Here is a 12,831-nt window from a genome sequence, read left to right on the forward strand (position 1 = left end):
CTCAATCGACTCGGATCGCGCCGTCCTTGAACCCTGCCTCGGTGGCCAATTGGCGCTGACGACCGCGCATCCGGTCCCCATCGAGAAATGCCAGATCGGCCGGCAGGTGAAGCTGAAGTGTTTTGCCGTCCACGGAAAATCTCGTGCGCGGCAAGATGCCTGGCATGGCCGCAGCGAGCGGATAGGCAACGCGAAAATAGGCAGCGATCAATCGGGCCCTCGGCCCAAGATTCTTCCCCGCAAGCTCAAGCAGCTTGGTGTTGGTGCTCTTTTGCTTGAAACCCATGTAGCGGAAGGCCAGGGTCTGGGCGAGAAAAGCGCGTCCCGCATGGCTGATCCCCACAATATCGGAGAATGCGACCATCTGAATGCTCTGCTCGCCTCGATAGTCAGGATGCGCGCGCCAACCGATGTCGGAAATATAGCATGCCGCCTTGCGCAGCCGTTCTTCGTCTCTGGTTTCACCGGCGCCGATCAACTCGAAGAGCGCCTTGCTGCCCTCGATGAGATCACCGGAAAACTCGGGAGCCCGCGAACGCAGCATCGAAATTTCCTCCGCCGCCTGTAGTAGAGGATCGATCTCCTTGTCGTCATCGCTCAGCCGATCGTAAAGATATCCTTCCCGCACGCCCTGGGCAGAAAAGACGACTTCGTCAAAATCCCCTGCCCGCAACACTTCGGCCAGAACAGCCGCGCCGTATGGCAAAAGGTCTTTGCGCGATCCGGACACCGTCTCGATACCCTTGACCAGCTTCTTGTCGCCATTGCCTTCGATGAGCGCATCACACAAGGGCAAGATATCGGCCGCCCGAACCACATAATCCTGCACCATGTGGAGTGGATAGTTGCACCGGGTTTGATGCAGCTTGGCCAAAGCGCGCCATGTACCGCCGATGGCGGCAAAGGACTTATACCGCCCCCGTTCGAGCAGCTTGGACGATTTGAGGCGTTCACGGATGATCCCCGAAGCCTTGCTCGCTGTCATCTCGGTGTCGTCCTGGAGCCTGATGACCCCCAACTCGTGGGTTTCCCCACCCGTATCATGTCCAGCATCCACCATGGCCAGCTCCAGGCTTCCGCCGCCCAGATCGCCCACGACACCCACGAACTCAGGCATGCCAGAAACCAGCCCGAGGGCAGCATAGTGGGCCTCCTCGGCGCCGCTGAGCACCCGCACCGGCACGCCGATGATATCCTCGACGGCGCGGGAGAATTCGGGTCCGTTCTCAGCCTCTCGCGTGGCCGATGTCGCAATGGCATAAATGTCGCCGACTTCGGTCAAACGACACACCAGCGCAAACCGCCTTATTGCCTTCAGCGCGCTGGCCATCGAGGTTTCGGCCAGTCGTCCGGATGCTGCCACCCCGCGCCCGAGCGTGGAAGCGGATTTTTCGTTGTAAAGAACCGTAAGGGCACGCGCGAGACGTTCATAGACAACGAGGCGCACCGAGTTTGAGCCGATATCGAGGACCGCGACGGGCTTGGCCCCCGAAAGGCGCCCCTGCCCGGCTGGGTCGGATTCAAGGCTCCAGAATCGAATCAAAGATCACTGTCCTCGTCGTCGCTGTCCCCATGCAACGCGCTACCACGTCCGGAAAGGGATGGATTGGTCATGAAATAATCGTGGGCGTTGAACGCTTCTTCTCCTTCGCCCGGCGCAATGCGCTGCGCAGTCCCGTCCGGCAGGACTTCCCAGCTTTGCTGGTTGTCGCGAAGATTGGCCACCATGATACGGTCGAGAATCTGCCTGTGAACGGTCCGGTTCTTGATAGGCACCAATGTTTCGACACGCCAGTCCAGATTTCGCGGCATCAGGTCTGCGGACGAGATATAGACCGCAGCATCCCTGGACGGCATCTCGCCGCCATTGCCAAAGCAATAGATGCGCGAATGTTCGAGGAAGCGCCCAACGATCGACTTGACGCGGATATTTTCCGAGAAGCCGGGTATCCCCGGTCGCAAGCAACATATCCCGCGCACGATCAACTCGACCTTTACCCCTGCCTGACTGGCCTCGTAGAGCGCATCGATGAGTTCGGGATCGACCAGCGCGTTGCATTTGAACCATATCGCGGCTGGCTCGCCCCGCCGGGCCAGATCGATTTCGGCAGCAATGTGCTCCATCAGCGTCGCGCGCAACGAGAACGGCGAAATGGCGATAGCTTCGAGTTCGCTGGGGCGCGCATAGCCGGTGATGAAGTTAAAGACCCGCGCCACGTCGCGTGTAATGACCGGATCGGCGGTGAAGTAGGACAGATCGGTATAGATCTTGGCCGTCACGGGATGGTAGTTGCCGGTCCCCACGTGGCAGTAGGAAATGAGTTTTCCCTTTTCACGCCGCACGACCTGGCTGAGCTTGGCGTGGGTCTTGAGCTCGATGAAACCGAAAACCACCTGTACGCCGGCCCGTTCGAGATCGCGCGCCCAGCGGATATTGGCTTCCTCGTCGAACCTGGCCTTGAGTTCGACCAGTGCCGTCACCGATTTTCCCATCTCGGCGGCGGCGATCAGGGCCTTGACGATGGGCGAGTCCTTGGAGGTGCGATAAAGCGTTTGCTTGATCGCCACGACGTCCGGATCGCGCGCCGCTTGGGCGACAAATTGGGCGACGACGTCGAAGCTCTCATAGGGGTGATGGACGACGATGTCCTTTTCCTGGATCGCAGCGAAGCAATCGCCGTGATGATCCCGGATGCGCTCGGGAAAACGGGCGTGATAGCGCGGGAACTTGAGCTCCGGACGGTCAAGATCGCAGATCTTGCCCGCGTCGGCGAGCGCCATGAAGCCATCGACCTCAAACGTATCCTCCGCAGCGATGCCAAGCTCTTCGGCAATCAGCCGTTTGAGCGAACGCGGCATCGAGCGCTCGATTTCCAGACGGATCACCTGCCCGCGACGGCGCTGACGCAATGCCGATTCGAATTCGACGACAAGGTCGGCCGCTTCGTCGTCGATTTCGATTTCGCTGTCGCGAACGATGCGGAACGATCCGTGCCCGACGATGTTGTAGCCCGGGAAAATCTTATGGAAGAACAACTGGACCATCGTCTCGACGGTCACCATCTCGACGCGCCGGTCCGAAATCGCCTTGGTGGGCAGCTTGATGAAGCGGTCCAGATTGGATGGAATGCGAACCAGCGCCGTCAATCGCGAGTTGTCGGTCGCCCGATCGAGCTGAAACGCCAGGGAGAATCCAAGATTGGGGATGAAGGGGAAGGGATGCGCCGGATCGATGGCGATCGGCGTCAGCACCGGGAATATCTCTTCCCGAAAGATTTTTTGCAGGAATTCAACTTGCTCGGGGGTCAGATCGGCAACTTCGTGCAGAACGATGTTCTGCTCGAAGAGTTCGTCGCGTATCGACTGCCACTGATCCTGCTGCTCGAGGTGCAGATGCTGAGCAAGCGTGGTGATTTCCTCGATCTGCTCGCTCGGCGTCATGCCGTCGGCGCTCTCGCGTGGCAGACCGGCACGCAACTGCCCTTTCAGCCCGGCCACGCGCACCATGAAGAACTCGTCGAGATTGTTGGCCGAGATGGAAACGAACCGCAATCTTTCCAGCAAGGGGTGATTGGGATTGGCGGCTTCCTCAAGCACCCGCATGTTGAACTGAAGCCAGCTCACCTCACGGTTTACGAACCGCGCAGGGCTCGACCGCAGTGCCTCGATATCGGGCGCAGCCTCGTCGCTCGCGTGCTGCTCATGGGCCATATCGTCCATTCTTCACCTTTCAGGTCGCCTAGCGTTCCGAGCGGATTACAAGTGCCTCGGCCGCAATGGCCCGCGTAATTGCCCGCCCCCGTGACAACGACAGCCTGTCGAGCAATTCGACCAGAGCGACCACCTCTTCCGACGAGCGCTCCATGCGCCCCACCAGATAGGAGATTACTTTCGGATCAACCGACAACTGCCTGTCGGCGAACAATTTCACGAACATCTGCGACAACAAGATGTCATCGGGAGCCGTGAGCGAAAACTGCGCCGCCAGCCTGACGCGCGATTTGACGTCATTGGTCTTATAGGGCCATTCGGTCGGCTGTGTCCTGGCCGTCATCAAAATCGGCCGCTCGTCGCGCATCGACTGGTTCAGCAGATGGAAAAGCTCCGACTCTTCATAGCCGTTCCGGTCGGCATCTTCCACCAGAACCGGCTGCCGTCCGCCCTCTGTCGCCAGGGTCTCGGCATTGCCTGGTCCGGCAACTGCGGCTCCAGCTCGTCGGGCCCATATCCGTGCCAGATGCGACTTTCCCGATTTAGCGGCGCCGACGACCAACGTCATGGGAGCCGCCCAATCGGGAAACGCCATAACGTGACCGAAAGCCATCTCGTTGCCGGAGCATACCATAAAGTCATCCTCGGTCTGGGCCACATCGTGCCCAAGATCGAGAATAAGCTGTTCCTTTGCCTGCGGAGACAAGGAACTAGGGGAGTTCTTTTGGGCTTGCATCGGCGCCAGCCTCTTGCGGAACGATCATTACGGCACCCTCGGACTCATAAAGGGGGCTTTGCTTGTATTTACGGACCGCCCAGCGAACGAGAACGCCACAGATGGCGGCAAGCGGCACGGCAATCAAGACCCCCAGTGCCCCGAACAACACGGCAAAGGCAAAAAGCGAAAACATCAGCCACACCGGGTGAACCCCGATGCTCGACCCCACCAGCTTGGGATAGAGAATATTGCCCTCGAGAAACTGGCCGACAAGAAAGATCGCCAAGATCACAGCCATCATGGGCCAGTCGGGCCAGAACTGTACGAGGGCAATGCCCATCGAAAGAACGAACCCGATCAGCGCGCCGACATAGGGAATGAAACTGAAAAGCCCTGCCATCAATCCGATGGCGAGGCCGAAGCTCAACCCGGCCAGCGACAGTGATACAGCATAAAAGACTGCCAATATCCCGACCACAGCACCCTGCCCGCGTACGAAACCGGCAAGTGCCACATCCATGTCCTTGAACAAGGCATGCATCTCGGCCCGGTGCGCTGGAGGAAAGAGACTATCCACACTGTCCACCATCCGGTCCCAATCAAGCAGCAGGTAGAACGCGACGACCGGCGTTACGATCATTACACCGATCGTGTTGATGATGCTCATGGACTGCTGCATCACTTGTCCGGTAAATCCGGTGAGCATGCCTATGCCGTCGGCAAACATCTGTTCGATGCCGCGTTCGAGCTCCTGCATACGATCGGGGCCCAGCCATTGCTCAAGGCGCGGGATCATGTTTTCCACGAACACCTGCAATTGTTGAACATAGCTCGGAATGTTGCGTGCCAATCCAAACGCCTGCTGGAGCAGCAGCGGTACGATCAGCAGGAACACGGCAAGCAAGGCCAGCATCGCCAGAACCATCACGATCAAGGTGGCGAATCCGCGATGAATCTTCCGATTCTGGAGCCAATCGACAAATGGATTGAGCAGGTAGGCCAGCGTAATGCCGAGCACGAACGGAAGCAGGATGCCGCGGAACACCCACAACATCACACCCAGAACGACAAACAGTGCGATCCAGAACGTAATCTGGTTCTTGAGTGACATGGCAGTCCTTGCGTGTAGCGTTGCGAGCCGGTATCAGCCTTTCGAAATATAGAGCCCGACCGGGCCGATCAACGTTAATCTGATGTCGCCCTTCGCGACGGCGCATCACCGGGGATGGCACATTCAAATGTCCGATGACACAAACCTGCCCTCGAACGGCCTTTCCTACAAGCAGGCCGGAGTCGACATCGACGCCGGAAACGCCCTCGTCGAAGCCATCAAGCCCGCCGTCAAATCGACCCGCCGTCCCGGCGCCGATGGCGAGATCGGCGGCTTTGGCGGCCTGTTCGATTTGAAGGCTGCCGGATTTACCGACCCTGTTCTTGTCGCTGCCAACGATGGCGTTGGCACCAAGCTTCGAATCGCCATCGAAGCGGACATCCACGATACCGTCGGCATCGATCTTGTCGCCATGTGTGTCAACGACCTCGTCGTCCAGGGCGCCGAACCGCTGTTCTTCCTCGATTACTTCGCCACCGGAGCGCTCGACGTCACTCAGGGAACGGCGATTGTCAAAGGCATCGCCGAAGGCTGCCGCCAGGCCGGCTGCGCTCTGATCGGCGGAGAAACGGCCGAAATGCCCGGCATGTATCACGGCGGCGATTACGATCTGGCCGGCTTTGCCGTCGGCGCTGCCGAGCGCGGAACCCTTCTGCCCCGGCCCGATATCGGCGCCGGCGACAAACTGGTGGCAATCGCGTCGTCCGGCATTCATTCCAATGGCTATTCTCTGGTGCGCAAGATCGTGGAGATGTCCGGCCTTGCCTGGTCCGATCCCGCACCTTTCGCACCGGAGACCAGCCTTGGCGCTGCGCTGCTCGTGCCGACGAAAATCTACGTCAAACCGCTTCTCGACTCGATCCGGTCGGGCCTGAACGTCAAGGCATTGGCTCATATCACCGGTGGCGGATTTCAGGAAAATATCCCCCGCGTCCTGCCCCAAACGCTGGCGGCACGTGTCGATCTCGATGCGGTATCAACGCCGAAAGTCTTTGGCTGGCTGGCCAGACAGGGCGGGATTGCCGAGCGCGAAATGCTGCGGACCTTCAATTGCGGCGTCGGCATGCTGGTCGCCGTGGGTGCCGGGGATGCCCAAGCGCTCGTCGCCCGGCTCGAGAGCCACGGCGAAACCGCCAGCGTCATCGGCGAACTGGTCGAGCGCAGCGGCGATGCCGTGGAATTTACCGGTGCCCTTTCCCTATGAACGGAAAAAAACGCGTCGCGGTCCTGATTTCCGGGCGCGGCTCGAACATGACCGCTTTGATAGAGGCCGCCAAGGCTCCGGACTATCCCGCTGAAATCGTCGGCGTTTTTTCCAATCGCGCCGCGGCGCCGGGCCTCCAAACGGCCCGCGCTGAAGGGATCGAAACGGCCACTCTGGCCCAAAGCAGTTTCGAAAGTCGTCTCGATTTCGAGAACGCACTGACCCGCATCCTCGAAAGTTGGGCGGTCGATTACATCTGCCTTGCCGGCTTCATGCGTATCCTGACGCCGGAGTTCACGACGCACTGGCAGGGCAAGGCCATCAACATCCATCCTTCGCTCCTGCCCGCTTACAAGGGCCTCGATACCCACGCCCGGGCCATTTCCGATGGCGCGCTTGAGGCTGGTTGTACCGTCCATTTCGTGACACCGGGTCTTGATGAAGGTCCTGCCATCCTGCAGGCTCGCGTGCCGATCGAGGCGGGCGATACCGCCGAAACACTTGCCGCCCGCGTGCTCGTCGAGGAGCATAAGCTTTACCCCAAGGCCCTTGCCCTGCTCGCATCCGGCGCCGTGACCTATCGGAGTTGACGTCAAAATCGGGTCGATCGGATCACCCGATTTGATAGATGTCATCTCCATAACTGCTTCGACATCGCGCCGCCAAAGGCGTAGCGTCTGTCCCTTCCACCTATAGGCACACTGTCATGGCGACGCGCGACTGGTTCTGGATTTTCCTTCTCGGCGGAATCTGGGGCTTTTCTTTCATCTTCAACGCAATCCTGATTCGCGAACTCGGCCCTCTCTGGGTATCGGCACTGCGCGTGTGTATCGGCGCTCTGGGCTGCTGGGTGGCTCTGTTCGTCATTCGCAAGCCCGTGCCGCACGATCCCGTGCTCTGGCTCAAGCTCGGCGCTCTGGGCTGGCTGGCCTATTCGATTCCCTTCGCGCTCTACCCCCTGGCCCAGGGCAGCCTGGCAAGTGGCGTCGCGGCGATCATCAATGCGCTCACACCGATCATGACGGTCATCATTTCCCCTCTCTTCCGCGATGGTGAAAGGGCGACGCTGCTCAAGATCGTCGGCGTTGTCTGCGGATTTATCGGCGTTGCAATTCTGGCTTCTCCGGCACTCTCCAGCGATGGCAGTTCGCAATTGTGGGCGATTGCCGCCTGTCTGGGCGCGACCATCTGCTACGCCCTGTCGCTCAACATCACCCGCAGCTTCAAGTCGGTCGAACCGACGGCGTTCGCCGTGATGGCTCTGTCGGGCGCCGGGCTGAGTTCTGCCGCGGTAGCATTCGCCATCGAGGGTGCGCCGATCGTCACCTTGCCGGAAACCTGGCTCGCTGCCCTCGGGATCGGGCTCATAGCCACTACATTCACGTTCATCATCATGTATCGCATCCTCCCCCGGATCGGAGCGACCAACTTCTCCACAGTGACCTTCATCGCACCCGTATCCGCGATCATATTCGGGTTTGTACTGCTCGGGGAAATCATTCTGCCCACGCATCTTGTGGGCATGCTGGCCATCTTTGTCGGTCTTTTGATGATCGATGGTCGCCTCCCCCGCTGGCTGGGGATGCGCTCCCGCGCTGCCAATTAGCTCCGCGTCGGTTGGACCGGATCTTCCGGATTGGGCGGAATTTCCGGTTCGGGCGGATGGGGGATGGGATCGGTCGGATCGGGGATCGGACTATCGGGCGGCCGTGGAACCGGGTCGGGATTCGGCCCCGGAATTGGCGGGGTGGGATCGGGATTGGGAATAGGGTTGTCGGGTGGTGGGTTGGTCATGGCGACCTCCTTTCCCAACCAACGATAACCCTATCGCCTGTGTTCCCTATCTATTCCAGTCCCAGCTTGGCTTTCAGGATTTCATTGACCGTCTGCGGATTGGCCTTGCCGCCGGTCTGCTTCATAACCTGACCGACAAACCAGCCCAGAAGACCCGGCTTGGTCTTGACCGCTTCGACCTGGCCGGGATTGCCGGAGATGATCTCGTCGACGATCTTTTCGATCGCGCCAGTGTCCGAGACCTGTTTCATGCCGCGCGATTCGACAAGTTCGGCCGGATCGCCACCCTCGGTCCACACGATCTCGAACAGATCCTTGGCGATCTTGCCCGAAATCTCGCCCTTTGAGATCAACTCCACGATGCCGCCGAGCTGGCGGGCATCCATGGGGCTGTCGTCGATGGAAAGCCCTTCCTTCGAGAGTCGCCCGAAAAATTCGTTGATGACCCAGTTGGCGGCCAGCTTGCCATCGCGCCCTTTGGCGACATCCTCATAGAAATCGGCATAGCGGCGATCGGAAACCAGCACGGACGCGTCATAATGGGTGATGCCATACTGCCTGACAAGGCGGGCGCTCTTCTCGTCAGGCAGCTCGGGCAGGTTCTCAGCGAGCATTTCGATGAAGGCATCGTCGAACTCGAGCGGCAAAAGATCAGGATCGGGGAAATAGCGATAGTCGTGCGCTTCTTCCTTGGACCGCATCGACCGGGTCGTACCGGTCTTTGGATCGTAAAGCCGCGTTTCCTGGTCGATCACCCCGCCATCTTCTAAAATGTCGATCTGGCGGCGCGCTTCATACTCGATGGCCTGGCCCGCAAAGCGGACCGAATTGACGTTCTTGATTTCGCAGCGCGTGCCGAATTCGCCACCCGGACGGCGAACCGAGACGTTGATATCGGCCCGCATCGAACCCTGCTCCATATTCCCGTCGCAGGTGCCCAGATAGCGCAGGATGGTGCGCAGCTTGGAGAGGTAAGCCTTGGCCTCGTCCGCCGAACGCAGATCGGGCTTGGAGACGATCTCCATGAGCGCCACGCCCGAGCGATTGAGATCGACAAAGCTCATATTGGGGTGCTGATCGTGGATCGACTTGCCCGCGTCCTGTTCGAGATGCAGACGCTCGATGCCGATCTCGACCTCGCCGTCCTCGCCCAGATCGAGCATGACCTTCCCTTCCCCCACGATAGGGTCCTTGAACTGGGAAATCTGGTAACCCTGCGGCAGATCGGGATAGAAATAATTCTTGCGGTCAAATACCGAGCGCTTGTTGATCTGAGCCTTGAGCCCAAGGCCGGTGCGCACGGCCTGGCGCACACATTCCTCGTTGATGACCGGCAGCATGCCGGGCATGGCTGCATCGACGAAGGATACGTTGGAATTGGGCGGATTGCCGAATTCGGTGGACGAGCCCGAGAACAGTTTGGACTCCGAGGTCACCTGGGCATGCACCTCCATACCGATGACCATTTCCCAATCGCCGGTGGCGCCGGCGATGAAATATTTCGGGGTGGGGGTGCGTGTGTCGACCAGTGTCATGGAGGCGAAGACCTGCTTGATTGCTCAGGCGCGAGAATGCGCGGAAATATGATGTGGGGGATAAAACAATTGCCGCCGAGAGGCTAGAGGTTCTTTGTCGCGAGATCGAACAGAAAAGGTCTGCAACTTTTTCTGATCCCGCAAACCTTTCCCTAGTCGCGACGTCGAACCGAAAAAGTCTACAACTTTTTCTGACCTCGCTCTAATGGGCCGCGACGACGAGTTGCTTTTCCATGCGCACTTTTTCGATGCGCTGGCCCAGCATGCGGGAGAATTTGATGCCTCGCCAGACGATCCCGTACCCCTCGCGGGCGTAAAACCGGATGGCGCCGCCGTTTTCCGCATGTGTTTCGAGCACGGCCACGTCGTGCCCGGCGCGGAAAATGTCCTGTTCAACGGCGGAAAGAAGCGCGCGGCCGATGCCGTTTCGCTGGTGGGCAGGGGTAACCCAGAGATCGGAGATATAGTCGCTCATCGGCTCGCGAGCGCCCCAGCCTGTCAGTTCACCATCCTGCTCGGCCACCGTGATGGCCTCGCTGGCGGTGATGCAGAAAAGCTGGAACGACAGCTCGAGCGCGGCGCGTTCGGCCGCTATTCCCTCTTCGGATTCTGGGCTGATGATGTGGCGCATGCTCGAATCCCAGGACGCAAAAGCCAGCTTGCCGAGCTTGTCTGCTTCGGCGATGGAGGCGCGGCGGAGGATCAGATTGTCGAGCATGTCCCTGTGGCTCTATTTTTTCCGGGTCCGGGCAGTGATGATGCCCTTTTCGTAGTTGATGTTCCAGTCAATTAATGTGCGCCAGAGCAATTCGGCCTGGTCTTCGTCCAGATCGAGAGCCAGAGCCCGCTCCCTGACCTTGGCCACAATGGCCTCGATCCGGGCTGGCACATAGGCTTCGTGCGGGTCCGTCTTGATCTCCGCCATCCGCGTCACATAGGCATGCCGCTCCGCAAAAAGCTCGATCAGCGCATGATCGATCCGGTCGATCTCGGCACGCACATCGTCCTTGGTTTCACAATCGGCGGGCAGTTTTGTGGCGGTCATTGCGGTGTTCCCATTTTGGCAGTGATGCAGGTGTGCATCGGCGGACGACAATTTTCAACCACCCTGTTCGGCCCACTTGCCTGCCCACAGCCACCGGGCTAAGCAAACGCCTCATGTGTAATCTGTCTGAGCTCCGCTGAGGCCCGGCCGAACCAGGCTGGGCTGAAAATCGAACCCACCGGCTTCCCAGCGTTACGCGGGCGGCACGGTTTCGATCGGCTGGCGGTCCTTTCCGCCAAATTTGCAGACAGACTTTCATGGACATTTCCCGAGACGAACAGCGCGTGCTGCACGCGCTGGCCCAGGGCGGCTACATCCAGCCGCTCAAGGACGCACGCGGCAAGATCGCCGACATCGAGTGCTATAACCGCGACGGCTGGCTTCTGACCCAGTGCGACATGACGCTGTTCAAGAAACTGCGCCGTCGTAAGACCATCGCCTCTCAGGATGGTGGCCCCTACCGGATAACCAGGCGGGGCGTGATGTTGGTTCGCAGTCAAACCGACAACCGCTGAACGATGCCGATGGACCGGCATGGCAAATCGCCCGCCGGCCCATCGGACCGCGGTTGTCGCGAAACTCAGAGACGGCATGGGGCGATGAACGCTCCGCATGTATTTTTGGTATATGAAGCGATCATCGCCCCATGCACCCGGGGTTTTTGGCTTAGTCGCCCTTCAGAAGGCTAGGGTCAATCCCCTCCGGGTTTCCCCGGTACGACGGCGGTAGCAATCGCGCCAGTCCCGCATCCGAGATCAGGCGGCCGGTTCGCGCCATCCGGCGCTTGTGACGTTTGGGCCTTCCCTGCGGCGACCCGCAAGGAACCCGGATCGGCCTTGCTGGTGATGGGGCCGGGCGTGGGACAACCCGAGGATGACGCGCAGGGGTTGGTGAGCGGTAGGGATGGAGTGACGAGCTGTAATGAACCCCTGCATGAAAAGGGGGGATGGGTGGGCGGCGGAGATGACGTTTCTCCTACGCTCCACCCTCTCCATCGCTGTCCCGGATCTGATCCGGGACCCAGCGGCCTTGCCGACCCTCCGGTGCGTGAAGATAGGCACATGGACCCCGGCGTTCGCCGGGGAAGCGAGGGAGGGTGAGGCTTGCTCTCCGGCACCTCCCCCTCTCCATCGTCATCCTCGGGCTTGACCCGGGGATCTGCAGGACTGCCACCGAATGCGGGAGAAGTGGTGTTCACTTCTTCTCCCCATAATCAAACCTCTTCAGCGGCTGCCCGATGCAGCGGGTCCCCGAGTCAAGCTCGAGGACGACGATGAGGGTAGGATGTGGGGTGGTAATAGAGCCGACAACGAGGTGGCTGGCCGGCTAATGTCGGGGCGCTTCGGAGAGCGTCATGGCGATGTGCTCCCATTCCTGGGAAACCGACGGTGCTGCCCGGCGCTTGCCGGACCGGCGATACCAGTAGTCGGCATTGCCCATATCGGCTTCGATCCAGTGCAAAAGGGCATGAACCCAATCGAAGGCCTCGACGCCCTCCATCTGGACGACGATCCGGTGCGCCTCCTCCCATTCCGGGCCCATGCGGAATTCACCCTTGCGGATCCACCACAGGGCCTGAAGCGGCATGCTGAGATCCTTGGGCGGAGCGGACCAATCCTGGGAGGTGAAGATATCGGACATGAGTTTGTAAAATACCGGAAAGCAGTTGTAGGGTTTCAGTTAGCCGCCAAGGCCCCTAAATGCAACATGGTG

Annotated in this window: 13 protein-coding genes; 4 read left to right on the forward strand and 9 right to left on the reverse strand. The window is 59.9% G+C overall.

The window, feature by feature from the left end:
* Position 1 precedes the first annotated feature (1 nt).
* The 4 genes from KKY_RS07665 to KKY_RS07680 are packed head-to-tail and all read right to left on the reverse strand — an operon-like array spanning position 2 to position 5,540.
* Positions 2 to 1,543, reverse strand: a complete 1,542-nt coding sequence (locus tag KKY_RS07665; protein ID WP_014130749.1) for a Ppx/GppA family phosphatase — start codon at positions 1,541 to 1,543, stop codon at positions 2 to 4.
* Positions 1,540 to 3,720 carry an RNA degradosome polyphosphate kinase gene (locus KKY_RS07670; RefSeq protein WP_014130750.1) on the reverse strand — a complete coding sequence of 727 codons (2,181 nt, stop codon included), beginning with the start codon at positions 3,718 to 3,720 and terminating at the stop codon, positions 1,540 to 1,542. Before KKY_RS07670 ends, KKY_RS07665 begins: the two co-directional genes overlap by 4 nt.
* A gap of 19 nt (positions 3,721 to 3,739) precedes the next feature.
* On the reverse strand, positions 3,740 to 4,417 hold the full coding sequence (locus KKY_RS07675) for a P-loop NTPase family protein (protein WP_014130751.1): 678 nt from the start codon (positions 4,415 to 4,417) through the stop codon (positions 3,740 to 3,742).
* A gap of 4 nt (positions 4,418 to 4,421) precedes the next feature.
* Positions 4,422 to 5,540 carry an AI-2E family transporter gene (locus KKY_RS07680; RefSeq protein WP_014130752.1) on the reverse strand — a complete coding sequence of 373 codons (1,119 nt, stop codon included), beginning with the start codon at positions 5,538 to 5,540 and terminating at the stop codon, positions 4,422 to 4,424.
* Positions 5,541 to 5,667: 127 nt separating this feature from the next.
* Here KKY_RS07680 and purM point away from each other — a divergent pair, with 127 nt between their 5' ends.
* From purM to KKY_RS07695, 3 genes are all read left to right on the forward strand, one after another.
* Complete coding sequence (gene purM, locus KKY_RS07685) at positions 5,668 to 6,744, forward strand: phosphoribosylformylglycinamidine cyclo-ligase (protein WP_014130753.1); 1,077 nt, start codon at positions 5,668 to 5,670, stop codon at positions 6,742 to 6,744.
* A complete protein-coding gene (gene purN / locus KKY_RS07690; RefSeq protein ID WP_014130754.1) occupies positions 6,741 to 7,334 on the forward strand; it encodes a phosphoribosylglycinamide formyltransferase in 594 nt (197 codons plus the stop codon). The genes purM and purN overlap by 4 nt, the downstream gene beginning before the upstream one ends.
* A 116-nt stretch (positions 7,335 to 7,450) precedes the next feature.
* On the forward strand, positions 7,451 to 8,350 hold the full coding sequence (locus tag KKY_RS07695) for a DMT family transporter (RefSeq protein ID WP_014130755.1): 900 nt from the start codon (positions 7,451 to 7,453) through the stop codon (positions 8,348 to 8,350).
* Here KKY_RS07695 and KKY_RS20490 read toward each other — a convergent pair.
* From KKY_RS20490 to KKY_RS07710, 4 genes are all read right to left on the reverse strand, one after another.
* On the reverse strand, positions 8,347 to 8,538 hold the full coding sequence (locus tag KKY_RS20490) for a hypothetical protein (protein ID WP_014130756.1): 192 nt from the start codon (positions 8,536 to 8,538) through the stop codon (positions 8,347 to 8,349). The two genes, KKY_RS07695 and KKY_RS20490, sit on opposite strands and share 4 nt — an antisense overlap.
* A 50-nt stretch (positions 8,539 to 8,588) precedes the next feature.
* Positions 8,589 to 10,073 carry an Asp-tRNA(Asn)/Glu-tRNA(Gln) amidotransferase subunit GatB gene (gatB, locus tag KKY_RS07700; protein ID WP_014130757.1) on the reverse strand — a complete coding sequence of 495 codons (1,485 nt, stop codon included), beginning with the start codon at positions 10,071 to 10,073 and terminating at the stop codon, positions 8,589 to 8,591.
* A gap of 202 nt (positions 10,074 to 10,275) precedes the next feature.
* Positions 10,276 to 10,791 carry a GNAT family N-acetyltransferase gene (locus tag KKY_RS07705; RefSeq protein ID WP_014130758.1) on the reverse strand — a complete coding sequence of 172 codons (516 nt, stop codon included), beginning with the start codon at positions 10,789 to 10,791 and terminating at the stop codon, positions 10,276 to 10,278.
* Positions 10,792 to 10,803: 12 nt separating this feature from the next.
* Entirely contained in the window at positions 10,804 to 11,118 is a 315-nt protein-coding gene (locus KKY_RS07710; protein WP_014130759.1) for a chorismate mutase, read from the reverse strand.
* Positions 11,119 to 11,375: 257 nt separating this feature from the next.
* Between KKY_RS07710 and KKY_RS07715 the strand changes: the two genes are divergently transcribed.
* A complete protein-coding gene (locus tag KKY_RS07715; protein ID WP_014130760.1) occupies positions 11,376 to 11,633 on the forward strand; it encodes a YjhX family toxin in 258 nt (85 codons plus the stop codon).
* Positions 11,634 to 12,444: 811 nt separating this feature from the next.
* Here the strand turns inward: KKY_RS07715 and KKY_RS07720 are convergent.
* Positions 12,445 to 12,705 (reverse strand): hypothetical protein, encoded by a 261-nt coding sequence (locus KKY_RS07720; protein ID WP_090832413.1) that lies wholly within the window; start codon positions 12,703 to 12,705, stop codon positions 12,445 to 12,447.
* Positions 12,706 to 12,831: the final 126 nt, after the last annotated feature.

The sequence above is a fragment of the Pelagibacterium halotolerans B2 genome (genome assembly GCF_000230555.1).
GTDB classification, from domain to species: Bacteria; Pseudomonadota; Alphaproteobacteria; order Rhizobiales; family Devosiaceae; genus Pelagibacterium; species Pelagibacterium halotolerans.